This is a genomic window from Pukyongiella litopenaei, assembly GCF_003008555.2.
Classification (GTDB): Bacteria; Pseudomonadota; Alphaproteobacteria; order Rhodobacterales; family Rhodobacteraceae; genus Pukyongiella; species Pukyongiella litopenaei.
On sequence record NZ_CP043620.1, the window covers coordinates 21,657 to 46,363 of the forward strand.

The 24,707-nt window shown below is 59.9% G+C and carries 16 protein-coding genes and 3 pseudogenes; 12 read left to right on the plus strand and 7 right to left on the minus strand.

What is annotated here, in order from left to right:
• Positions 1 to 37: 37 nt before the first annotated feature.
• Positions 38 to 2,479, minus strand: coding sequence for a TOTE conflict system archaeo-eukaryotic primase domain-containing protein (locus tag C6Y53_RS19940; protein WP_149615620.1), 2,442 nt, complete (start codon positions 2,477 to 2,479; stop codon positions 38 to 40).
• A gap of 150 nt (positions 2,480 to 2,629) precedes the next feature.
• On the opposite strand from C6Y53_RS19940, the pseudogene C6Y53_RS19945 reads away from it, so the two are divergent.
• The 7 genes and pseudogenes from C6Y53_RS19945 to C6Y53_RS19975 form a co-directional block, all read left to right on the plus strand.
• A pseudogene (locus tag C6Y53_RS19945) lies at positions 2,630 to 4,510 on the plus strand (strawberry notch C-terminal domain-containing protein); the annotation flags it as partial.
• Between the two features lie 3 nt (positions 4,511 to 4,513).
• Complete coding sequence (locus C6Y53_RS19950; RefSeq protein ID WP_149615709.1) at positions 4,514 to 5,545, plus strand: DUF7146 domain-containing protein; 1,032 nt, start codon at positions 4,514 to 4,516, stop codon at positions 5,543 to 5,545.
• 361 nt (positions 5,546 to 5,906) lie between these two features.
• Positions 5,907 to 6,833, plus strand: coding sequence for a DUF2493 domain-containing protein (locus C6Y53_RS19955; protein WP_149615710.1), 927 nt, complete (start codon positions 5,907 to 5,909; stop codon positions 6,831 to 6,833).
• A gap of 84 nt (positions 6,834 to 6,917) precedes the next feature.
• A complete protein-coding gene (locus C6Y53_RS19960; RefSeq protein ID WP_149615711.1) occupies positions 6,918 to 7,187 on the plus strand; it encodes a WGR domain-containing protein in 270 nt (89 codons plus the stop codon).
• 69 nt (positions 7,188 to 7,256) lie between these two features.
• Complete coding sequence (locus C6Y53_RS19965) at positions 7,257 to 8,591, plus strand: hypothetical protein (RefSeq protein WP_149615712.1); 1,335 nt, start codon at positions 7,257 to 7,259, stop codon at positions 8,589 to 8,591.
• 15 nt (positions 8,592 to 8,606) lie between these two features.
• Entirely contained in the window at positions 8,607 to 8,933 is a 327-nt protein-coding gene (locus C6Y53_RS19970; protein WP_232786339.1) for an antitoxin Xre/MbcA/ParS toxin-binding domain-containing protein, read from the plus strand.
• Between the two features lie 9 nt (positions 8,934 to 8,942).
• Positions 8,943 to 9,494 carry an RES family NAD+ phosphorylase gene (locus tag C6Y53_RS19975; protein WP_149615713.1) on the plus strand — a complete coding sequence of 184 codons (552 nt, stop codon included), beginning with the start codon at positions 8,943 to 8,945 and terminating at the stop codon, positions 9,492 to 9,494.
• 114 nt (positions 9,495 to 9,608) lie between these two features.
• On the opposite strand, the gene C6Y53_RS19980 is transcribed toward C6Y53_RS19975, so the two are convergent.
• A complete protein-coding gene (locus tag C6Y53_RS19980) occupies positions 9,609 to 13,694 on the minus strand; it encodes an Eco57I restriction-modification methylase domain-containing protein (RefSeq protein WP_149615714.1) in 4,086 nt (1,361 codons plus the stop codon).
• Positions 13,695 to 13,814: 120 nt separating this feature from the next.
• Positions 13,815 to 14,678, minus strand: a pseudogene (locus C6Y53_RS19985) (Fic family protein); the annotation flags it as partial.
• Here C6Y53_RS19985 and C6Y53_RS19990 point away from each other — a divergent pair.
• Complete coding sequence (locus C6Y53_RS19990) at positions 14,672 to 16,798, plus strand: relaxase/mobilization nuclease domain-containing protein (protein WP_342212786.1); 2,127 nt, start codon at positions 14,672 to 14,674, stop codon at positions 16,796 to 16,798. The pseudogene C6Y53_RS19985 and the gene C6Y53_RS19990 overlap by 7 nt on opposite strands.
• The gene (locus tag C6Y53_RS19995) at positions 16,791 to 18,746 is read left to right on the plus strand and encodes a type IV secretory system conjugative DNA transfer family protein (protein ID WP_149615715.1); all 1,956 of its coding nucleotides are present in this window, start codon (positions 16,791 to 16,793) and stop codon (positions 18,744 to 18,746) included. The genes C6Y53_RS19990 and C6Y53_RS19995 overlap by 8 nt, the downstream gene beginning before the upstream one ends.
• A gap of 141 nt (positions 18,747 to 18,887) precedes the next feature.
• Here C6Y53_RS19995 and C6Y53_RS20000 read toward each other — a convergent pair whose 3' ends face one another.
• Positions 18,888 to 19,163, minus strand: coding sequence for a hypothetical protein (locus C6Y53_RS20000; protein WP_149615716.1), 276 nt, complete (start codon positions 19,161 to 19,163; stop codon positions 18,888 to 18,890).
• A 519-nt stretch (positions 19,164 to 19,682) separates the two neighbouring features.
• Here C6Y53_RS20000 and C6Y53_RS20005 point away from each other — a divergent pair.
• From C6Y53_RS20005 to qatD, 3 genes and pseudogenes are all read left to right on the plus strand, one after another.
• Positions 19,683 to 20,207, plus strand: a pseudogene (locus tag C6Y53_RS20005) (TrlF family ATPase); the annotation flags it as partial.
• Positions 20,208 to 20,254: 47 nt separating this feature from the next.
• Positions 20,255 to 21,349, plus strand: a complete 1,095-nt coding sequence (gene qatC / locus C6Y53_RS20010) for a Qat anti-phage system QueC-like protein QatC (RefSeq protein ID WP_342212787.1) — start codon at positions 20,255 to 20,257, stop codon at positions 21,347 to 21,349.
• 2 nt (positions 21,350 to 21,351) lie between these two features.
• Entirely contained in the window at positions 21,352 to 22,101 is a 750-nt protein-coding gene (gene qatD / locus C6Y53_RS20015; RefSeq protein WP_149615718.1) for a Qat anti-phage system TatD family nuclease QatD, read from the plus strand.
• Between the two features lie 121 nt (positions 22,102 to 22,222).
• On the opposite strand, the gene C6Y53_RS20020 is transcribed toward qatD, so the two are convergent.
• The 3 genes from C6Y53_RS20020 to C6Y53_RS20030 are packed head-to-tail and all read right to left on the minus strand — an operon-like array spanning position 22,223 to position 24,706.
• Positions 22,223 to 23,236 (minus strand): TrbL/VirB6 family protein, encoded by a 1,014-nt coding sequence (locus C6Y53_RS20020; RefSeq protein ID WP_149615719.1) that lies wholly within the window; start codon positions 23,234 to 23,236, stop codon positions 22,223 to 22,225.
• On the minus strand, positions 23,236 to 23,655 hold the full coding sequence (locus tag C6Y53_RS20025; RefSeq protein ID WP_149615720.1) for a hypothetical protein: 420 nt from the start codon (positions 23,653 to 23,655) through the stop codon (positions 23,236 to 23,238). The genes C6Y53_RS20020 and C6Y53_RS20025 overlap by 1 nt, the downstream gene beginning before the upstream one ends.
• A 16-nt stretch (positions 23,656 to 23,671) precedes the next feature.
• Positions 23,672 to 24,706 (minus strand): ATPase, T2SS/T4P/T4SS family, encoded by a 1,035-nt coding sequence (locus C6Y53_RS20030; protein ID WP_149615721.1) that lies wholly within the window; start codon positions 24,704 to 24,706, stop codon positions 23,672 to 23,674.
• Position 24,707: the final 1 nt, after the last annotated feature.

A 24,707-nucleotide genomic window follows, 5' to 3' on the forward strand; every position in this document is an offset into this window, starting at 1 on the left:
GACAAGACAAAATTGGCGTCCCGCATTCTGCGGGGCGCTATTCCATCACATAGCCAAGCGCCCGATAGCCCGTCCTTCGTTTGGCAGCCATTCTCGCGAGGACGGGGACCGAACTGTCGACATAGTCAACCACCAACACGTCTTTCTTGTCGTCATGCCGCCGGTGCAACCTGCCGACATATTGCGCCAACGTTCCCTTCCATGCGATCGGCATCGTCAGGAACAGGGTGTCGAGCCGCGCATCATCGAAGCCCTCGCCGATATAGCGCCCTGTCGCGAGGATCAGCCGTTCCTCATCATCGGCAACGCTCAACGCCGTCTGCGCGGCCTTCCGGTCCGTTGCCGACATGCCGCCCCGGAGCACGGCGATATTCCTGGCGAATCTGGAAAACCGCTGCTGGAGATAGTCGAGGTGATCCTTTCGCTCGGTCAGGACAATCGGCGAGCGCTTGGCCTCAAGCGATTTCAGAACGTCGTCGAAGATCAGGTCGTTTCGGGTCTCATCCGCCGCCAGTGCTGCATAAATTGCGGGCATGGACGGGCGCTCGGCCATGGCGAGCGCCTCCGGCAACCGGAATCTCGTGTGACGTTCCCGCGCCCGATGGCGAAGGCCGCTTTCGGCGGCCTGCGATTTTGCGCTCACCTGATGGCGCACCGGGCCGCATTGCATGAAGATGATCGGGTGATGCCCGTCCTTTCGGGCAACGGTTGCCGACAATCCGGTGACATAGCGCGCTTTCGATCTGCGGGCGACGAGTTCGAAGCTTGCAGCGGACAAGTGATGGCATTCATCAACGACAAGATGGCCGTAATCGGCAACGATGTCGTCAACTTCACCCTTGCGAACCAGACTCTGGATAAGCGCCACGTCGATCACACCGGTGGGTTTGCGCTTTCCGGCCCCGATGGCGCCGATCAGCTTGGGATCGATCTGCAAAAATGAGCCAAGCCGTTCGACCCATTGATTCAGTAATTCCCGGCGGTGCACCAGAACCAGCGTGTTGCGGGCGCGATGTGCGATCAGCGCGGAGGCCACGACCGTCTTGCCGAAGGCGGTGGTGGCGGCCAGCACGCCGGTATCGTGTTCGACCAATGCGTCAAATGCCTGCGACTGTTGCCGGCGCAGCTCGCCTCGGAAGCGCACAATCTCCGGCAAAGGGGCTCCGTCCTCACGCAAATCGTCCACTTCGACAGTTGCTCCGTGATCGGAGAAAAACCCGGTCACCTCATCAAAGCAGCCACGCGGCAACGCGACGTGCCGGGGATGCAACTCGGCGCAGGACACAATGCGCGGCTTCCCGAATGTAGGCAGCCGCATCGCTTGTGCGCGGTAGAATTCGGGATTCTGGAACGCGGCCAACCGCACCAGTTGGGCAATCATGGCCGATGGAAGGTCGGATCGGTCGATGTAAATTTGATCGGCAACCGTCACCTTGATGGTCTGCGGGATGGGCACTTCCAGTCGACGCGGCGTGCTGCGACGTGACGGAGGCATTTTCCAAGGTTCGTCCGCCTGCTCGTCCTCAACCGGCATGCGGACGCCCAGCACCCGCCCGGAAAGCTCCGCCGCTTCAACGAGGTTGGTCACCGCTGCGGCGGTCATTCGCGGCAAGGAAGACAAATAGGCCCACTGATCATCATATGGCCGCATGTCCGCGTCGACAAAGACGCTGTTGCCCACCTTGCGCGCGGTGTTCTGGAGCGGCAGCGCGATCAGGTTGCCAAACCCGCCAAGCGGCATGATGTCCTGGTTCGGAAACAGCCGGTCATAGGATGCGAAGCCGATTTCCGGCCGCCTTTCCATCGTTTCCGTGATCAGGACGGATCCAAGCTGGCGCGCCAGACGGGCAGAAACCGCTTCAGCAAAGAATATCCAGACATGCCCGCCGTTACCCGACCTCGACCGCTCCAACGCTGCGGGCACGCCCTTCACCCGGCAGGTTTCGAGCAGCGCATTGGCGTCCTCCGACCAGGAAGTCTTGTCAAAATCCGCCGCCAGGAACCAGCAGGTATCTCCGGGCAAGAGCGGATAGACGCCTGCAACAAAATCCCCGCCCCGACCGTCGTCGCCACGCAGGTGCCTTGCAATAACACCTTCATCCGGCGGTATGAACTTCTGATGAGGACACTCGCCGCATTTGACCTTTGGCTTGCCACAGATGCCCTTCACCCATTCGTTGCCGCAAGCCGGCGAATATCCTGAGCGACCGGTCCTCCTGTTTTCCCATCGCACCGGAAACACGTCAGGCCGACCGGCGAACAGGCGACGGAACAGCTCGACCTTTTGGTGCGACGGAGAAGCATTCGTAACCGGGGCGTTCTCGAATGAGGATTGTCTCACTGCCGGCACGTGCTCTGCAGCGAGACGAGCCTCCAGCGCTGCAACGTCGCGCTGAAGCTGCGTTCGTTCGACATCCAGATCGGCCAGACGGGCTCGAACCCGCGCCAACTCCGCCTCAATGTCGCTTCTGTCCGCCACCTGCGATTTCCACCCAGACCTTTCCGCCCCGTCCAGCATAAAGCGCGAAAGCGGCAGGCGTAAGCAGGTCCTCGGCTTCGGCGCGGCCGCCGACCGGAGAGTTCGAGGGGGAGTTCATGGGGATGTCCTTCTGCAGTTGAGAGCAGAGGCATCATTATTATCCAAAGCGGGAACCCGAAAATGAAACGCCAGAACAACAGCTTGAAACCCAGAACTCAGCATAACGCTGACGCGGCATATTACGTTCTGGACTACCTCGCCCATTCTTTCCCGGTCCAGCTCTACGAGCCTTTCACTGACAGCGAGGGCAACCTCTCGTCGTGCCCCGTCACGCGCGACGGCCAACCGGTGGACTGCCGCGAAGCCGTCCGGCGTCGTGACGCGCTGATTGAGAAACTGGCTTCGCTGCCACCGGTGCCGGGTGCACTCGACCAGATCGTCCAGCGCTTCGGCACCGATCTCGTGGCCGAAGTCACAGGGCGCTCGCGGCGCATCGTGCGGAAGGGCGAAGGGCATTCGGCACGGCTCGTGGTGGAGAACCGGGCCGGAGCCGCGAACCTCACGGAGACCCAAGCCTTCATGGATGACGAAAAGCGTATCCTGATCTTCTCGGATGCCGGCGGCACCGGGCGCAGCTATCACGCCGATCTCGGGGCGAAGAACCAGCGCCTGCGGGTCCACTACCTCTTGGAACCCGGCTGGAAGGCAGACGCGGCGATTCAGGGCCTCGGACGCACCAACCGGACCAACCAGGCGCAGCCGCCGCTGTTCCGGCCGGTGGCCACCGATGTCAAAGCGGAGAAGCGGTTCCTGTCGACCATTGCGCGACGTCTCGACACGCTTGGCGCTATAACGCGCGGCCAGCGCCAGACCGGTGGGCAAGGGCTGTTCCGGCCCGAAGACAACCTCGAGTCGCCCTACGCCCGCGACGCCCTGCGCCAGCTTTACCGCCGCATCTATCGCGGCGATCTGGCCGGATGTTCGCTCGGGGCTTTCGAGGATGCGACCGGGCTCAGCCTGACCGATGATAACGGGCTGAAGGATGACCTGCCGCCGATCACGACCTTCCTCAATCGCCTGCTGGCGCTGACGATCGACATGCAGGCCGTGTTGTTCGCGGGTTTCGAGGAGCTGCTCGATCAGCGAATTGAGGGCGCCATCGCCGCCGGGGTCTATGACCTCGGGCTCGAGACGCTGCGCGCCGAAAGCTTCCGCGTCACCGATGCGGGGGTGATCTACACCCATCCCGGGTCCGGCGCAGAAACCCAGCTCCTGACCATCGCAGAAAAGCGGCGTAACACGCCGACCTCCCTCGTGGATGCGCTCGACTGGCTCGATGATCCAAAGGCGCGGTGTCTCATCAACAGCCGTTCGGGCCGGGCTGCCATGCAAGTGCCCGCCACCAGTCACATGCTGGACGATGGGACCATCGAGCCGCGCCTGCGCCTGATCCGCCCGCTTGATGCCAGCACGGTCCCGGCCAAGGTCATGGAGGACACCCACTGGCTCGAGGCCGACCGCGCGGCCTTCACTGCGGCGTGGACTGCGGAACTGGCTGAGGTGCCGGAGTTCTCCGAAGCCACGCTGCACATCGTGGCAGGTCTGCTGCTGCCGATCTGGAAGCAGCTTCCCCAGGATGAAACCCGCGTCTACCGCCTGCAGACCGATGACGGGCAGCGCATCATCGGCCGCCGCGTCTCGCCTGCCTGGGTCGCGACCACGCTGGCCGCCGATGCGCCCAAGCTCTCGGCCGCGCAGGTCCATGCCCTCGTTCTGGAGGGCAAGACCATGGTGTGCCTGTCCGAAGGGATGGAATTGCACCGCTCGCGCGTCATGGGCGCGAACCGGATCGAACTGTCGGGCTTCTCGGAGGCAGCCAAGGATCGGCTCAAGGCCGATGGCTTCTTCTCGGAGATTATTAGTTGGAAGCTTCGGCTGTTTTGCCCGACCGACGCCGATGGCATCGCGATACTGGATCGTCTGCTTGCACGTTGGCCTGTCGCAAGACTACATGATCGCGGAGGCTGTTGACCCATGTATTCCGAGACCGAAGACCTCGTGCGCGATCTGGCAGAAAATGCCGAAGGCGTCTGTCGTGCCTACCTTCCCGCCGGACGGCGGGAAGGGTCCTACTGGATCGTGGGTGACCTGCAAAACAATCCTGGCCGCTCGCTCTTCGTGCGGCTGACCGGGCCCGCGTCGGGGCCGGGGGCAGCGGGCAAGTTTACGGATGGGGCCACAGGCGAGCATGGCGATCTCCTGGACATCATCCGCGCCCGGACGGGGATCACGCGCTTCCCCGACCTTCTTGCCGAGGCCCGAGCGCATCTTGGCCGTCCGCAGCCGGTCGTCCCGGATAGGCAAGAGCCGAGGAAGGCCAAGGCGCCCGGTGGCACTCCTGCGGCGGCGGCGCGCTTGTTTGCTGCCTCGAACCCGATCACAGGCACGCTTGCTGAGACCTACCTCCGTTCCCGAGGCATCGCCCAATTCGGGGCGAACGGCGCCTTACGCTTCCACCCGAAGTGCTGGCACCGGGAAGAGGGGCAGACCCGGAGCATCCCCAGACCGGCGATGATCGCGGCGGTTACCGATGGGGCAGGGGCCGTGCAGGGCGTGCATCGCACCTGGCTGGCGCCTGACGGACAGGGGAAGGCGGCAGTGAATCCAGAGCGTCGGGCTATGGGTCACCTCCTCGGCAATGCTGTCAGGCTCACCCCGCACGATGACATCCTCGTCGTCGGCGAGGGCATCGAGACCATGCTGTCCCTGTCCGAGGCGGCCCCGGGCCTTCCCGTCTGGGCGGCGCTCTCGTCGGGACACCTCGGGGCGGTCCTGCTGCCGGAGGGGCTGAAGCGCCTTTACGTCGCGATCGACCGCGATCCGGCCGGGCAGCGCGCGGCAGAGAAGTTGAGCGCCAGAGCCTCCGAGGTCGGGGTGCGCGTGCGGGTGCTGGAACCGCGGCTCGGGGATTTCAACGATGATCTTCGGGCGAACGGCAAGGACGCGCTGCGCCAGCATCTGGCAGGTCAGATCGGGCCAGAGGATCGGCATCGCCTATTGGGCTGAGCTGCATCGCGCAGGGGGTCTGGGAGTGCGGGGCAGGGGGCAGCATCCCAGTCGTGGCTCTGGATCGTCGTCCTCACCCCATCCCGGGCCTTGCGCATCCACCCGTCACCCGAGCGGCCTTCAAGAGATGGGCAGGCCGTCAAAGCGGTTGCCCCTGCAAGGTCGGCAGGGAACCTATTTCCGCCGGCGGCAAAGCCGCCTTTGCATCGCGAGACAAATAGCTTCCCTGCCGACCTCCTCCACGCTGTTCCGGCCCCGGTGAAGCCGGGGTGAAGGGGCAACCGCCCCGACGGCTCGGGTCTGCCCATGAAGGCCGCGCGGGATGACGCGCGGACGAGACAGGCCCGGAGGCAAGAAACCCATGACGATCCATACCCACGACGACGCGTATGAACCCGCCCATAGCGCATCCCAGACCGCCCATGCGCTCGACGAACTCCAACTCTACGGCTATCGCCCCTTTGACGAGCCCGATCCGCGCCCGATGCCCGATGGGCAGCGCCTCGCCGTCGCCGACATCTTCGACGCCCTCGTCGCGACCCTGGAAGACACCCGTATGGAACCCGACCTCGAAGAGGTGCTCTGGGGCCAGGTCAACCTCTTCCACCGCGCCGCGGCCCGGATCGAGCGGACGCTCGATGAGAACGAGCAGGCGCAGCGCCGCCTCCAGCGCGAGCAGGACGGCTCCGAAGTGAAGTCCGTCGAACTCGAGCGCCTGACGGCCGAAGGCCTGACCCTCGTCGAACGGCGCAACTGCATGGACATGATGCGCGATCACGCCGCCACCGAGTTCGTCCATCACACGGGATCGACCTGGCGCCCCCGCACCGGCTCGATGGTGAACCGCCAGCACATGACCGCCGCCCTGATCGACAGCCGCGACTTCCTGGCCGCCAAGCGCCGCGCCGAGAACGAGGTAATGCTTCCCGCAGGCCCCAAGGTCGCCCTCACCGGCGGGACCGATTTCAACGATCACCGCCTGATCTGGGGCAAGCTCGACCAGGTCCGGACCAAGTATCCCGACATGGTCCTCCTGCACGGTGGTAGCCCGAAGGGCGCAGAGCTCATCGCCGCGAAATGGGCCGAAGCCCGGGGCGTGACGCAGGTGGCCTTCAAGCCCGACTGGACCAAGCACGCCAAGGCCGCGCCATTCAAGCGCAACGACGCGATGCTGGATGTGCTCCCGGTCGGGGTCCTTGTCTTCCCCGGAACCGGTATCCAGGAAAACCTCGCCGACAAGGCCAAGAAGCTTGGCATCCCGGTCATGAAGTTCGAGAAGGGGGCGTGAGCCCCCGACTTCAATCCGGGACAGAACATTGTGGAAACGTCGAAGAGCGCTTGATATTGTGGTCTGGAGAGAGGCGCCAACAACATGTTCGACATATCGCAGCAAATGGAAGTGTTCCCGACAACGGTCGATCTCAAGCGGATCGACCCGTCTCTCAACATGCGGCGCTTCTATCGAATGAGCGTTCAGCCGGACCTGTTTGGCGGCGCATGCCTTGTGCGGGAATGGGGCCGTATCGGGTTTCGAGGGCAGATGCTGATCGAACAGCACCCGGACGAGGGTAGAGCGGTCACTGCGCTCATGAAGCTTGCGGCGACGAAGAAGCGGCGGGGCTATCGGTTGCTTGAGGGATAAACTCCAAGGATTGAGGTTTCGTAACGGTTTCACTATATTGAACCGTGAAACTGATATGGAACAAGCGCCATGACCAAGGTTGTCGTCCCATTTCCAAAAGGCCAGCGGCTGCGTTCTCCGTTGGCGCAGTTCTTCCGTGTTGGAGACTCTCACAACAAGTTTGCCGAGATGTTTGCGTCCGGAGGTCTGCCGGCTTCGCGAGTTGTCTTTGATGCCGGACGCCTCAATCGACAGACAGCTCTCGCAAAAGAGCTGAAAGCAGAGGGTGTGGAGATTACGATTGACACTGGAGCGGCCGAGCTGTCGAGCCCCGCGCGACATCGGACGTTCGTACGCAATTCTGCTTGGTTGACTAAGGTCCCGATGTCGCCTTTGGGGCCGGACGATTACAACGCGGATGTCATTGAGCGCATCGCAGAAATGGCGGTTGCGGTCGGCGCGGACCGCGTGCTTGCCCCGAGCCATTTCTTGGGCGATCCCAGCTTCGACGGCTGGCTCAAGGTGGATGCTGCCTCTTGCTCGGCTCTTCGAACGGCGCTTGATCGCTTGGGCGGAGGCCGAATCCGGATCGACTATCCTGTAATTCAAAGCGTCCAAGGATTGGTGGATCCCACTTCGCGGAAGGCGCTAGCGGAAACACTTTCGATACTTCCGGTCGATGCCGTCTGGATGCGCCTTTCCGGCCTAGGAAAAGAACCCGGTCCACAAAAAGTTCGTTCATTGATCCGGATGCTCAGCGGTTTCCACAATATCGGGAAGCCCGTGATCCTAGACTACTGCTCTGGTTTGAATTCAGAGGCCACGGAAGCATTTGGCGTGGCTTCTGGGTCCGCGAGCGGGATACTCGAGTTGGATCAGTTCAACGCTCGGGACTGGCACAAGATGCCTGAAGAACCAGATCCCGATGCAAGATTTGCTCGGCCGCGCATTGTGCAGGTTCCGGGTCTTGGCAGAGGGTTTTATGCCAACGAATTCGAGTTGCTTGCCAAGTCTCGCGGCGGGCGAAAACTGCTTCTGCAAAGTGAGTTTGTAACCGTTTCCAGCGTTGAAGAAATGGTAAGAACTCGAAAGCAGATTCAGGCTCTTCATTTGGTGCGCTCGCAAGAAGCGCTTCAGTCCGTACCGGACCTCAACCGAGCAGGGCATTTCTTGTCAAAGACGATGGCGGATGCCGAGCGTCGCGCGAAAGATGTCAGCTTCCTTAAGCCCACTGAGGCTCAAGCTCAGGCGGCGGGAGTCGACCTGACGAGTTTGCGAAAGCGGACTAGGGCGCATGCAGAGACGATGGGCAAGGTTGCAGATGCGCTTGAAAAGCTCCATGAGGAGCGCGGAATGGAGTCCCCACGTGCCCGGGCTTGCGACTTCAATGTCGACACGGCCCTGCGGCGCGGTGATCAGAGGTAAGAAATGCAAAGTGCAGTGTCACGCTACATCGGCGAACTTGCCGACATCGGGGGTCTGAAAGGAACCGATATCGCAAATATCACGGATGTCTCCAAGGCAACGGTATCGCGTTGGAAGGCTGGTGATATCAAGCCGCAACCAAAGAACGAATTGATTCTGTCCGACCTCTATTACATCGTCGGCCGTCTCAATGAATATTACACACCGGACGAGGTTCGTGCCTGGCTCTATGCGCGGCACCCACAACTCGGAGGTGAGCGTGCTATGGACCTTATTCACAATGATCGCTCGCTCGAAGTACTGGCCGTCATCGACCGGCTGGACAATGATGTCTATGTGTAGGTCCAATGAATGGTTAAAGCTCGACGCGACAACCGGCTGATTGACGCGATTGAGGCGATCGATCCCGTCGTTTTCGAAGGGAACGTTTGGCGGCTGGTGCGCGACGGGCGCGATCCGCTGATCTGCAGCGCGTCCGGTGGTCGGTGGGACGATGGAACTTTCGATGTGCTTTATACATCCTTGGCTCGATCAGGTGCTCTGGAAGAGATGCGATTCCATCTGATGCGCGGCCAACCGGTTATGCCAAGCAAGGTCAAGTATCGTATGTTCGAGATTGAACTTTCACTTGGGCGTGCGCTTCAATTTCTGGATCTGGAGGCGCTTTCCAAGGTCGGGCTGAACACGGAAACGTTCGGTCGACTTTCCTATGAGCAAAAGAACGACGAGTATCCACGTACTCAGGAAATTGGTGAAGTCGCACACTTTCTAGATTTCGATGGCCTGATCGTTCCCTCCGCAAGGGCGGAAGCAAAGAATGTCGTTGTATTTTGTGACAAGGTTGGCGGGCTGCGAGAGAGTACTGTTTCGGACCGAGGAATGATCGATTGGAGCAGGGAATAGCCTGTATTACGCGACATCCGTCGTTACGGCCCTCGAGGGACCGTCTTGCTGGGCGGCAAAGGTCGGCATTATGTCGGTTCAGTTATCGCGTGAGGGAGCATTAGCACCCGGACTCTACAGTCTGATCTTCGCATCAGGATTGCCGGACGCCAATGCATTCAGCCAGGCAAGACAAAGCTCGCGGCTTCGAAACTCGCCGAAGGCTTCTTCCTCTTGTCGTTCAACGATCGGGAAGGTCGAGAAGACATAGCGGACATCGTCACGATCGGTGAGGCCGTATAGAATGAAGAACAGTGCGTCGAGCTTGGCGCGCAGCATTGCACGTCTGCTTTCGTCCCAGCCAAACGGGGGGCGGACTGCCCCTGCGTCATCGATGTAACCCAGATCACGCGCAAACGGTGCCATGTCGTGGGAGGTGTAGGTCAGCTCCAATACGGTTTCGCACACGATCTGCGAAGCGGACTTGCTGCCAAATCGTGTCGATTGAAACTCTGCGGGTGGGATCATTGGAAGCTGTTCCAGAATGTACCAGCTTGCGTGGTTGCTCAGGATCTTGGTCCTGGCAACGAAGTCGACCATGGTGCTGTTGAGCGATGCGGCCAGTATGGCTTGGGCTTCTGCACGTTCCTTCGCGTCTTCGATTTCGATCCGCAAGATTGGAAGGGTGTGTCCGGCACCGAACGGCGGGATGATGCAGGAAATCAGGGACCGGGCATTCGTCGTGGATGTGACATCCTTGATCGCCAACTCAACGCGCAGATCGCCGGGATCGAGTACAAAGTAGCGCGGTGCAATAACATGGTTCGGGTCATGCCTTTGCTCTTCCGTGGTCGCGGCTCCTTGGCCACTGCGGTGGAGATTTGCATCAACGGTCGTAATGCCGGACGCGCGATGATCGAACGCTTGGACCATCTTGCCTTCGTAAAGTGGCACCCACGTTCCCTGCGAGCTGCCCCAGACACCGCCGCTTTCAGGCCATGCACCCTCCTTCTCCTGAAGTTCTTTGGCGGTGCGAAACTGGTCCGAAGAGTTGGCCATGTGATAGAGAGTGGCGTACTGGACTGGCCAGGCTTTGACTTCTTCGCCTGACGAGCGATCTACAAGCACTGGAAACCTGTCATAGATCGCAGTCGAGATTTCCCGGTCCCGGGTAGCTCGATAAACCGGTGCGGTCTTCGAGTTCGGATTGACGTGTTTGAAGTGATCGACACCCATGCTGAACACTTTGCGGGGGTCCTTCAGTTCGACAATGTCCCGAACAAAAGTGGCAAAGCGGCACTGGTCGAAAGTCTTGTCCCCTCCTGAGAAGACAAGGACGCTGAACTTGAAGCGGTAGTAGACGTCTGGGAAAAAGAGGGGTCCGGAGGCCCGCTTGTTGAAGAAGTCGAAATAGCAAGACGCGGCATGCCCTTCGATCAGCTGCGAAAAGAACTCCTGCGAGCTGGTTTCCGTGGCGATGCCAGATGGGATCAGCAGCCCGACGATACCGCCAGGGGCGATTATCTTTCGCGCCCTTTCGACAAACAGTGAGTTGAAATTCGTGTCGCCACCAGAAAGGAGAGGGTAATCTCCTCCTTTTCTTGCCATCCGGCTGGTCGTTTCTGCGCGGGCATTCGCTTTCTCGAACTCCGAAGCGAGCGGGTCGCCGGCCTTCTGCAGATCGGCGATCAGAACTTTCCGGTCGGAGGCACGTTGAACCCTTGCTATCGCCGGACGGCGGGCGGCGAACCACTCGACTTGCTGAAGCTTGATCCTGTCCCAAGGTGGGTTGCCGACAATTGCGTCGAACCCACCATTCAGCAGGTCATCTTCCCAATCGGACCAAATTCCAGGGAAAGCAACTTGCCAATTGAGGAAGTTCTCTTCGGCAATCAAAGTTCGCGCTTCTTCGAGTATTTCAGCAAACCTTTTGTCGGCGTCACGTTTGATCCGGGGGTCGCGTTTGCCCATGGCAATGGCCAAAGGATCACCAAATTGCCCGTCGAAAAAGACTTTCAACGCGGCTTTTCCTGCCTTGTCTTTGACGCCGATCCATTCCAGCGCGTGGATAAATTTCAATAGAGCGTCGAGGGGCGCTGTCATCTCCTGCACCTCGGCAAACACGTCGGCCGAACGATGCGCCTCGGCGATCTCAGCGTCTGTCAGACCTTCGACAATCTGCATCTTTGAGGCTGCCCGGAGCGCTCGTCTCATGGGCTCGTGCAGAAGGAGCGGTGTGCCGTATGTCGCGGCCTTGTCGATACCGCTCTTAACCCATGATCCAAAAAGGCTGTCCCCGCACCGCAAGTGGTGATCCAGGAAAGACAGTGGTGCACCCACGGTGAAGGTGTGGAGCCACAGAGCTACCTTCGCGAGTTCGACTGCCATCGGGTTCTTATCGACGCCGTAGATGCAGCGCTTTAGGACCATCCGGCGAATGATGTGCCGATCGTCGAGTTGCTCCTCGTCGATCGTCCAGCTCCGTTCGTCAGCGTTAGCAAGGATGGTGTTGCGGATCGTATCGATCCTCTCGCCAAGCGGAGAAATATAGTCCCCCCACTCCTCGGGCGCATCGAGCTCGGCCTCTGCCATGGCTGCAATCACCTGATCGGCCATGAAGTCCACCAGACTTACGAGAAAATGGCCGGAACCCATAGCCGGGTCACAAATTTTGAGGTCAAGAAGCGCGGTCGCGGGATCGAGGCGCTTAAGCTGCCCGATCTTGCGATGATCTGGCAGATCCCCTTGCCCTAGCTCTTCGATCTTGTCTTTGAACGCACGTTTTCGCTCTTCCACAAGCGGCTCAAGGGTCTCTGTAAGAATGAGCTGCACCAAGTCATCGGGCGTATAATAGCTGCCCGACCCCTTGCGCGCGAAGATGTTGGGCTGAACGGTGATATCTTCGCCGTCGCGCGTCACCTCGTATTCGAGGAGCCGCTCATAGATCGAACCAAGCTGCTGCACCGAGAGGTTGCGGTAGTTGATATATTTGCGCCCCTCCGGCGTCAGCTCAAAGGAAAGTGCGTCGATCACACGCGCCATGACTGCATCGGGGATGCGGATATTGGTTAGGATCGCATGGCGCCCCTGGTCAAACAGACCGCCATTGTAGGGCGGCAAGCCTATCGACGCGTCGCCTTGATCGATCGCCAGGAAAAGGTCGGCCATCGCTCCCCAATAGCGCGCGGCCGTATCCGAGAAGACGTCGTTATTGTCTTTGCGTTCTTTGACATCAAGGCGCACCTTGTTGCGCAGCCCATAATCGTCATAGCGTGTGTCCTTGACCGGCAAGAGGTCGCGGTCTTCGGCATAAAGTATGAACAAGAGTCGATAGAGCAGGATCAGTGCGGCTTCGCGCACCCCTTGAAGATCAGCCTCGGGCGCGGCCTTGACGATGGCGCGGACCAGATCGGGGAACACCTCCCCGAAAACCTTGTTTGAGAGGTCTTCGGCAACGCGCTCTTCGTAGAACTTGCCTTCTTCGAGGGCTTTTTCATGGAAGGTGCGCGGATCAGCCCCCGCAGGCTCGAATGCCTCGCGGCAGAACACAAGGTAGAAGACCTTCAGCCAGTGGCGGCGATCAGCCTCATTGAGCGCAAAAAGCCCCTCATTGTGCCTTGGCAAGTCCAGGATCGCGGCGATGTCGAGCTCGAAGAATTGCTCGGATACCGATCGCGCACCCGAGAAATACAGCCGCCACTTCGAGCCGTTGGTCAGAATGCCCCAACGTAGTGCGCCATTGGTGATATCGTCGATGCGGCGCAAGTAGCGGAGCATCTGGGTTGATGGGGCGGTTTCTTCCCCGCGCCGGCCGGAGCGGCGATCAAGGGGGCGTGCCCATCTCTTGGATTCGACCACGGCGCGGCCGAACTCGTATCGCTTCCACTCTTCGGGAAAGCCGTTCGCCTTGGCCTTTGTCTCGGCGCTCTCAAAAAGCAAACCATCGGGCACGTCTTCGCGCCCGCGCGGCGATAGATTTTGTTGGCGAAGGGATTGTGTCCAGCCAAGCGCTTCTAGGATTGGCCAGATCAGATCGTCTTCGGTCTGACTTTCGTTGGGTGTCTGGGAAATCGGGAAGTTTTCAAAGATCGATCGAAGAGATGTTTCGAAACGGTCGAGATCAGCATTCCCGAGGGTGTTCCACTCCGAAACGCCTTGAATGGTTTCGGTCAGAAAGTCAGATGTGAATAGGCTTCCCTGGCTTGCGATCTCACTGCTCAAATCGTAGCTTCCTTATTGCTTTTTGTAGATTTAGCAGGTGCCCCAGATCCGTGCACTTGGAAAAATCCCAGACGGGCGGCCCGCCAAGGGAAGGGTGTCGTTTGATCGGACGCACTTCTGTCAATGCGATCGCCTCCGCTCATTCAGGTTCAACCAGTACCTCGTATGGCGTCGCTCACCGGTTCGGCTGAGCGCACCTTTCTCGACCAGATCCTGCAGATCGCGGGTTGCGGTTGCGCGTGACGTTCCGGTGATCTTGAGATAGTTGTCGGCGCTGAGGCCGCCTTTGAAACCGCCAGGGCCTTCCCGAAAAACTCGAGCGATGGCCTTGGCCTGGCGTTCGTTCAAGTGGTCTCTGTGACGATCGTAGAAGTGTGCCTTGCTGATGAAGAAGCCGACGCGGTCGAGTGTTGCCTGTTGGGCCTTCAAGACAACTTCCGCGAACCAGACGAGCCAATCGGTCACGTCGAGCGTTCTTTGATGCTGCTCAAGCTGATCGTAGTATGCCTTGCGCTCCTTCTCGATGGTGAAGGCGAGCGAGATGAGGGTCGGCTGGCCAATGTTCTGCGCCAGCGACTTTTCAGCGAGGGCGCGACCCAAGCGGCCGTTGCCGTCTTCGAATGGGTGGATGCTCTCGAAAAAGAGGTGGCTTAGCCCTGCGCGCGTCAGCGCTGGAAGCGGCTCTGCTCCCCCCGGCCCGGTCTTGTTGAACCAATCCGCGTATCGCTCCATCTCAGGCATGACCCGCTCCGAGGGCGGCGCTTCGAAATGGATCGTCGGCCGGTCAAGGCGGCCGGAAACGATTTGCATCGCCTCGGCGTGTTGTCGGTAGGCCCCGATGATTTCCAACCGACGGTCATGGGACAGTAGCATCCGATGCCAGCGGTACAGTGTCTCATGGGTCAGCGGCTCTGCAAAACTGGAATAGACATCGACCATCATTTCCGCGACGCCCTGTTCGCGCGGTTTGGCAGGGTATCCTCGACAGTCGCGGCACCCATGACGGGAAGAAGCAGCTCTCGGAAGCCGAGATCAACCGAGTGGCGCGGCGGTTCGAGAACCAGTGGAACGAGCGCTACAGCCCCAAGCTTGGCCATACGTCGCATCTGCTGATGGCATTCCCGGTTGGGACCAGTGGTGAAGAGGTGCGCGATATCACCCAGGCGGTCTGCGAGAAGTTCTTTCAAGGTGAGGGGTCGCAATTCGACTATATTGCTGCAATACACCAAGATCGCGCGCATCCACATGCGCATATCGTTCTGAACCGCCGCAGCAAGGATGGCGAAATGTTCTTTCTCGGGAAGGATCATCACTTCAACTACGACGCCTTTCGCGAGGCGATGGTCGAAGCGGCTAGAGGACATGGGATCCGCCTTGAGGCGACGCGTCGTCTGGATCGCGGCGTCACGACCTACCGCGCCGAGATCGATGAAATCTACAAGGCCCGCGACGAAGGCCGTCCCCCTGTCGAGCGCCAGAGAACCGACGCTGACCTGGCGGCCGCTCTGGAAACCGTCCGACAGAATGCCCTGATCTATCGCGGGCTCGCGGCGGAAGCGTCACGTTCGAATTTCGAAGACGTGGCCGAGGCGCTCGAGAGGGCCAGCACCATCCTTGCCAGTGGCGGTCAGATTCAATCTGACGGAGCCATCTATATGTCCCAAGACGAAGCAGCGTTCGACACACTGATCACCGAGTTTTCTCAGAATATTCGCCAGATCGAGGCGGCGATCGACAGGGCGCCGGCGGCCGAGAAGCCGGTGATCGAGCGCAAGCTGACCGACGTTTTGGCCTCGGTCGCGCATCTGAACCCGCTTGGGGATCGCTCCGCCGCTCTGGTCGATGCTCCGTCCCGGGACGGCATCTATGCAAGGCCAAACGCCAGTGAAGATCATCTCGCGCGTCTTGACGATGGCGAGGTGGCACCAAAACTGGCCGAGGCGTTGCAAGGCACAGGCATCGATGCCGAGGCAGTGGCCGCGCGTCTGTGGGAAGGGGCAGGCAATGCCGCATTGGAACGTCAGTGGCTGGCACAGGATCTGCAGGCGATTGCCAAAGAAGGGGGACTCGATCTGGAGAGACCTGCGGACCGGGAAGAAGCACTCGACCGGCTGGAAGCTGTGCATGTTCGGTTGGGCGATGTTCTTACCGATGTACGCGTCCTGCGCGCGCCAACCGAGGTCGATAAGGTGGATGACGCTGAGGTAGTGCTCGGTGAGCGGTTGGCGACACCTGGGGGTGATCTCGTGAAGGACGGGCCCGACATTTTTGCCCCATCGGAGCGGCAGGCGTTCAGGGCGCTGGTGGCGCAGTTCCGCCGGACGGATTTCGATCATCCGTTCTCCGACGACCCGTCGGTCCGGCGGGCAGGTGCCGTGGAGGTTGAAGAGGCCCGCGCCGCGTTCGACGCCTACGCGCAGAAATCGCCGCAACATGCCGAACTGGCCTCAATGGCCTGGGAACAGATAACTGACAGTCGAATGCCGCCGCAATATGCGGTATCGGCGCAGGACCGCACGCTGCATGCTGGCGACATGGACCTCGCCTTGCGGGATCCCTCGGATCATCTCGGTCCGATCACCGAAGAGCTCCGCACCCTCGCCCGCTATCGCACGGAGATGCCGGATGAAGAGTTCGGGCAGGCCGTCCAGGACGAAATCAATCACCTTCGTTCGCTCGGCGCGTCGCGTGCCTATATCAGCGAACGCAGTTTCGAGATCGAAGACCAGGCGCGACAAGACTACGCCGAGCGCCGGTATCTGGAAGAGACAGCGCCAAGCGTCATGGCCTTTGTGCGAAACGCCGACGTCGAGGGCCCGCTCTCCGAGTCAGAGCAGCAGGACATCGTCCGGCAGATAAACGAGCGACTAAGCCCCGACGCAATCGACGCGCTGCGGGCCGGTAACGCGGACGTCCTGGACACATTCACCGAGGATCCGCTGCGCCAGCTGGAACTCGCCAAGACCTATCTTCAAAGCAGCGAGGTCACCGCGCATGGCCCGGCCATGGAGCGCGTTCTTGATGCATTGGCGGAAGAACAGATAGAGGCGCAGCGCGCGCGCCACGCTGCGGCAGATGGCGAGAAGGGGATCACCCATGGATAAAGGCAAGATTGCCCTCGGTGTGTTGAGCCTCGTGCTGATCGGTCTCGCCATGGGCTATGTCGTGGCGACCGGCTTTGTTATGTTCCGCTATGGGCTTTCTCCCACGCGTTTCGACGTCACCCTGCTTGCCCGCGAATATCGGGGTCTGTCTCAGTCCGCACCAAAAGACTTCCTCTGGGTGAACCTCATCCTTGGCGGCTTCGGCCTGGCATCGCTGATGCTGAGCGTCACGCTTCTGGGGGATGCATTGACCCGCTTCGGGACGACGCATTGGCAGACGCGCAGCGAGATGAAGAGGAACGGTTTCTTTGCCAAGCCCGGCGGCGGCTTCCTTCTGGGCAAGCTCGGCTCCCCGAAATCCAAGCGTCCGTTCCTAGTCTCAAAAACCTTCCCCCACGCGCTGATCGTGGCGCCTACAGGCCGGGGCAAGGGCGTGGGGTTCGTGATCCCGAACCTGCTGACCTACAAGGGCTCCGCCGTGGTGCTCGACGTGAAAGGCGAGAACTTCCGCGAGACCTCGCGCTTCCGCGCCAGCACGGGGGACAAGGTTTTCCGCTTCGCGCCGACCGACTGGGACCGACCGACACATCGCTATAATCCGCTGGCGCGCATTGCTGCCATGACCAACCCCGACCGGCAGCAGATGGAGCTTAAACTCACCGCGAAGCTCTTTCTGCAGACCGACAATGAAAAGCTGAGCGGGCTTTTGGCCGGGGGTATCGACCTCTTCGTGGCGGCCGGCCTTCTGGCCTTCGAGCGCGGCGTGCCGACCATCGGCGAGATCTATCGCATCACAGCCTCGGGGGGCGACAAGCAGAAGGAATACCTGAAGCGTTCACAGGAGGTGAAGAACAAGTCGGCCAAACTGATCTTCGAGCGTATGGCATCGACCAACAACGACACCCTCACTTCCTACCTCTCCCTCCTGATGACATCGGGCCTCGACACTTGGGACAACCGCGCGATTGACGCGGCCACCGCGACCTCTGACTTCTCATTCCGGGATATCCGCCGCCGCCCGCATGCGATCTATCTCGTGGTCGAGTCAGAGATGATCCGCCCGCTGGCTCCGCTGATCCGCCTCTTCTTCTCGGACCTGATCGCCTCGCTGCAGGCTCAGGAACCTGGAGACGACGAGCCTTGGCCCGTCATGATCATGCTCGACGAGTTCGACCGGCTCGGCAAAATGCCGATCGTCGCCGAGAGCATCAAGACGCTGCGCTCCTTCGGCGGCAACCTCGCCATCGTCACCCAGACGATCCCCGCGCTGGACGAGATCTATGGTGAGAACACCCGCAGGTCGCTTCAGGGCGGCGCCGGCGTGAAGCTCTACCTCACACCGTCCGACCAGAAGACCATCGAGGAGTTAAGCCAGGCCGTCGGCAAGACCACCAAGCGCGTGGTGACCCGGTCACGCGCGGTCGGGCGCAATCCGTTTGAGGGGCGCAGCGTTTCTGAGAGGACAGAAGATACCCCGCTTCTGACAGAGGATGAGGCCCGGCGCATGGACCTCGACGAGGTCATCCTTGTGATCGACGCGCAAATGCCGATCCGGGCTAGAAGGGTGAAGTATTTCGAGGACCCGGCTTTGAAGGTGCTGCACGCCGGTCAGTCGGGGAGTTTCCCGTATCCGGACGAGGACGGGCTGCGGCGGGATCGGCAGATGTCTGAGACCCGGGAAACGGTGGAGAGGTTGAAGCAAGAACTGCAGGAAGTGCGGGCGGCTGCGGGACCGCGGGAAGTCGGCCCGAATGCGCCTAACGCGGCGAAAACTGACCCTGTCAGCGCAGCGAAGGTCCGCGGCCGCGCGGCTCGTGCTGCTGCAAGCGGCGGTGGCCAAGGTCAACTGGCGCTGAATTTTGAAGGATTGGGTATCGCGAGCGCGGACCGAACGATGCTGACTTCGGCAGTTCAGACGACAAGGGCGATTATTGCCGAGCATGCATGAGAATTGCGAGTTCATCTATGAGCTAGGAATGACGAAAAGATGTAGTGTCTCTATTGTCTCGGTGAGATCGTTTGGCGTCCGGAAAAACGGAAGAGCGGTCTGGAATAGTTTGCGGCGCCGCAACTCATCAAGGGCGACCAATCAGGGATTCTCAATCGCAGGTCCTTCAAACCAATTGCGCTGAACCCGCTCCAGCTGGGCATCAGGTCCTGTCGACAAACGCAAGAACAATCCGTGTCGGTAATCAAACTGCCAGCATAGTGCCTGCAGTTTTGCGTGATCGTGTTCATCGCTCACGGCGCTGGTAGATTTTTTCACTTCAACAACCAAGAGATTGCGAAGATTGTTCCCCCGCTCGTGCACAATGATATCTGGAAAAATGCGATTGGCTGTTAAGACCCCGTTCTCATCTGGCATCTCGATATCCTTCGGTTCTAAGCCGGGCCCTTTCCGATTGTACTCGATATCCACATTGTATTGAGGAAACTTCGGGCCCATGACCCTAGCGAGGCACCCGCATATTGCCCGCTCACCGATATCCTGGGCCAAAATAGGACCGTCTTGATTGTACAGTTCCTCTAGGCATTTTGTCATTAATTCGTCGAGTTGATTTCGGTTCAAATCTCTATGTCCAGTGCTCAATTGTTCGCGTTTCTTGATTCTAGAAGGCATAAAAATTGTGCCATGAGGAAGCGTGTTCTGCCAGACATACCCTGCGCTCGGGTGCAGAGTAGGAACTTAGCAGAGGCGGTCATTTGAGCAGTATGTGGAGGTGCCATGCTATGATCTGGTGTGGTGATCCCAGTTGCGCATCGAAAGGTTCACAATGGTGTCTGTCATCTGATTGTGGATGTGTGCATGATTTCCAGGGTGCAATAGTGGCAAGGACAAAGGCTGAACTGAGGAAAGACTCAGGGAGAGGATTTGAGTAGGGCTATGTTGAATCGTGGATCGGAGTGGCGGAGGTGGGAGCCGCATATCCATGCGCCTGGGACTGTTATGAACAATCAGTTCAGCGGGCCGAACGCATGGGACGACTATCTTACAGCGCTTGAACAGGCGACGCCGATTATCGAGGCGATTGCCGTCACTGACTACTACGTGACCGACACCTATCGGGAAGTCCTACGACACCGGGATGTTGGTCGACTTCCGAACGCAGCACTCATCTTCCCAAACGTGGAGGTTAGGCTTGATGTCGCGACTTCGAAGGGCGGCTTCGTCAATCTGCACCTATTTGTTAGTCCCGAAGATCCTCAGCATCTGGATGAACTGCAACGGCTGTTGTCTCGTCTGCAGTTCAACGCAATGCAGGATCGGTTCGACTGCACACGCACAGATTTGATCAGGCTGGGGAAGAAGGCGGACCCGAAAATCACCGACGATGGAGCCGCACTTGCCTATGGCGCCAGTCAGTTCAAGGTCAATTTCCAGCAGCTTCGGGAAGTGTATGCGGAGACACGAGAGTCTCCCGAAAGCTGAACGCTCAAGACGGCTGGACCCGCGAGATCGATCTTTATGTCCCGGTGTCTGCAGCCGCGGCTTGGTCCGCGAACAGTGGATCGATCGAGTCGATGTTGCGCTTCCTCTCCGGGGATCGGTGGCGCGTCTTCTTCCGTGACCGAACAAAGAGGACCAAGACTCTTGCTGTCGCTCCGAAACGCTTGGCGATCGACGGGCTGACTAAAGTCAGCCTCCTGTCCGGAGGTTTGGACAGTCTCATCGGCGCAGTCGATCTCCTGAGCGGCGGTGTGCGGCCATTGTTCGTCAGCCATTACTGGGATAGCGAGACTGCCAAAGCCCAAGCTTACATCCTCGAAAGGTTGGAAACCCAGTTCGGCAAAGAGGCCTTCAAGAGTCTGCGAGTGCGGCTCGGGTTCGATAAGCACCATCTAACCACCGGGGAAACCGAGAACACGCAGCGGGGACGGTCCTTCCTCTTCTACTCGCTGGCGACGCTGGCAGCGTCGGCGATCAATGGCAGGACCGCCGTCGACATACCGGAGAACGGCCTAATCGCGCTCAACGTTCCCCTTGATCCCTTGCGATTTGGGGCGCTGAGCACGCGGACGGCGCATCCGCACTTCATCGCGAGCATGCAGAGGCTAATCGACGCTCTCGCCCTCGACGTCGAACTGAACAACCCGTACAGGCACATGACGAAGGGCGAGATGGTTGCGAACTGCGCCGACAAACTTTTCCTTCAGAAGATCGTGGCGAACTCCATGTCTTGCTCGTCGCCGGCGAAGGCGCGCTACAAGAAGCTCTCCCCTCGACACTGCGGGTACTGCGTTCCGTGCCTGATCCGTAGAGCTTCGCTCGAAGTCGGTCTCGATGGAGACGATGAGACGCTCTACACGGTTGAGGATCTGAAGGGGCATATCCTGGCCTCCGACCAGCCCGAAGGGGAGCACGTCAGGTCCTTCCAGCTGATGGCCAAGCGGATCAGGGCGAAGCCGGATCTCGCGAAGATACTGGTCCACAAGCCCGGTCCGCTACATGACAAGCCGGATGAGATACCGGATTATGCCGACGTGTTTCGACGTGGCGTCCTTGAAGTCGCCGAGCTCCTGAAAGGTGTTCGGGCACGGCCGGGCGGGTGACCATGCGGCCTGACTACGTGGATTTCCATACGCATCTCGACCTCTATCCCGACCTCGCGAGGGCGATTGCAGCCTGCGATCGCAAGCGCGTAGCGACCTTGGCGGTCACGACGACCCCGAAGGCGTTTGAAAGGAATGTTGAACTGTCCGCAGACAGCGATTTCGTAAGGGTTGGGCTCGGTCTGCATCCGCAGCTCGTCGCCGATCGCCATCTTGAGCTCGACCTGTTCGAGAAGCTCTTGCCGCGGACGCGTTACGTTGGGGAAATCGGGCTTGATCGCGGACCCGCTCATTATCGCTCTTTCGAGTTGCAACAGTCTGTCTTCGGCAGAATTCTTCGAGCCTGCGCTCAGCAAGGCGACAAGATCTTGAGTCTGCATAGCGTCAGGGCGACGAAGCCGGTCCTGGACATGCTCGATGAGCATCTACCGCCAGATCGGGCGGGCGTCGTCTTGCATTGGTTCACTGGCAGCAAGGCCGATGTGCGCAGGGCCGTTGATCGCGGCTGCTATTTCTCCGTTAACGAGGGCATGCTCGCTTCCGACACCGGGATGCGCGTGATGCGCGAAATTCCAATCGACCGGGTGTTGACAGAGACGGACGGCCCCTTCGTAGCTCGTGGCGACAAGCCAGTTGATCCCGGCGACGTAGGTTATACTGTAGAAGTGATCGCCTCGACGATTGGATTGTCGGCGGAGGCCACCCGCATGCAAATTTTACTGAATCTCAAGAGGTTATTGAATACCGGTTAGAACACACATCTTGATGTCTTTGGGTGAAAGGTATTCGGCGACGAACACGCGAATTTCCGTTGGAATGAACCTTCCCCCAATCACACAGCTTGAATGCTGCAGAGATGGTGGTCTACGTGCACTAGGCACCCAGTCTTCTAGCTCGTTCCGCCATCCTGGCCAGTCGTACGCTAGCCGTCCGTATAGCCGCCGGGCTCTGCGTAACGCCCCGTCCGATCACCTCCCCGGTGGTCAACGCCCCGATCCGTGACCTCCCTTTGACGCCCGCTGTATTGAAGAGCCCGCGCATGATCCCGGTCGATCCGGCGACAACGGCGGGCGCGGCTGCCACCATCAAGTTGCCCGAGATCCCCCGCACGATCAGGGGCGTTGCGGCGATGAAGCCCTTGGCCAGGAACACCATCACGAAGAACGGCACCAGCGATCCGATGTTGGTCGCGGAGCTAGGGTCACCCAACTGAGCGAGGAGGGAGTTTGCCATGCCAACGACGGTTGAGAACATGGCTGCGATGACAATGGGGTAGAAGGCATAGCTGACCGTCGTCGAGACCCACCTATGGAAAAAGTCTTTGGTCGCATCGAATAGCGACAGAGCGATCATGATCGGAGCGAGGCCAAGCATGAGTGTCAGCATCATCTTGGCGAAAATGAGTACGATGCCGGTCATGAAGCCAAGAAGGCTCAACAGAACGAGCCCTATGCCGCCCAAGATCGCACCTGTCATCCAGTTCAGGTTGCTGCCGATGGCGTTCAAGTATTGGCTGAACTCTGTAATGAGATCATCGAACTCGGCCGCGAAGTATGTGGCCCCCGCCCCTCCGCCGCCGACCGAGGAAATCAGGGCTCCAGCAACATAGTCGAGCCCGCCGATGATGGCATTCGCGACCGCGTTGAAGTTGGCCCAGTTGAAGGCGAAGAGCCCTATCAACATCAGCTTGATTAGGTACCAAAAGAAGCTGGCCCCATCCATGCTGCGGAATTGGAAGAACATATTAATGCAGACGCCGATCAGCGAAAGAGTGGCCATCAGCAGGACGATCGCGCCGACATTGCTTGCCACAGCCCCGAACTGGGACTCGGCCGCATCGACAAGGAACGCGTCTGCGGTTCCGACCATCCAACTGACGACACCCACTACCAGGTCCCTTGCGCTTCGCAGATATCCTGCACTTCACGGGCGATCTGGTTTTGTTGGTCCCTGAGGGCTAACCGAGCTTGAGTATGTTCCGCCTGAGTACTTGTCGCAAAACGTTCTTCATATTCCGCCGAGGCAGCATCCCATGGTGGGAAGCGGATGGCACAGCCACAATCACCTGATGACTTGATCGCCTGCCAAGAACGCAATTCATAGAGCCGCATCATGGTTCGAGCCTTGTAGGCTTCCCGCGGGTCGATTTCGTCCATCCAGGTCGGGCGCGCCGGACGTTCGTTGCAGATCCGGTATTGTTGAGGCGACATATCGACTGTGAGATCGTTTGAGACCTGAGGCGAAGTCTGCGCCACAAGGGGGCCCGCCAAGGCGGCAAGCATGAGTGCGAGAATTGGTTTTCGCATCTGGGGGGTTCCTTTTTTACTCAGCGGCAACGGAGGGGCTCATGTTGCCTCTGCCGTCGACCATGTCGAGGTTCAAATCTCTGGTTTGACCTGGGAGGAAGAACTCGGTGATTCCGCGCGCGCCTTCATGGCGGCCTGCCTGAATGATCACGTCGATCGAGCCTTCGATGTAATCGATCATGTCGGCGTAGGTCATCGGCACATCGGTTTTCAGGGCGGCGATGGCGAGGCGGCGAACAGCAAGTTGTGGGGTCTCGGCATGCAGTGTGGTCAGCGATCCACCGTGGCCGGTGTTGATCGCCTCGAGAAAGGTCATCGCCTCGCGGCCGCGGACCTCGCCCAACACGATCCGGTCGGGCCGCATGCGCAAGGTCGAGGCCAGTAGCACATCAGCGCTGCGGGCGTCGGTATCCCGGTCAGCGATCAGCGTCACGGCATTGGGCTGCTCGGGGCGCAGTTCTGCCGCCTCTTCAATGGTGATGATCCGCTCCTCGGGAGGGATCAGGGAGAGGATTTTGCGCGCCGCGACCGTCTTGCCGGTCGAGGTGCCGCCCGAGACGATCATGTTGAGCTTGTTCTCGACGCAGAAGCGCAGCGCGGCGTCGATGTCGCCGGAGGCAACCACATTGCGCAGCGCGGCGTTTCGTTCGCGCCGCAGACCTTCGAGGCTGCGCTCCTTTCCATAGAGGAAGCCGAGCCGGATTGCCTCCAGCGGCAGGGAGGAGAAGAACCGCAACGATATTGAAAACCCGCCCTCGACTGCCGGCGGCTGGATCACCTGCGCGCGGATCGGGCGATCTCGATATAGGATCGAGACCGAGACAATGGGCTTCTTCGTGCTGAGCGTCGTCGAGGCGGCCGAGGCGATCTGGTTGCCGAGGTCCTTGATCTCGGTCTGGCTCAGCGGGCTACCGAGACCTCGCATGAAGTGATCGCCCTGGAATTCGCCCCAGACTTGTCCGTCGGGATTGATGCAGATCTCGATCGTGTCGTCGCGCAGGACCTCGGGGCCGAAACGGTCGAGCGACGCTTCCAGATAACTTGCAGCCATA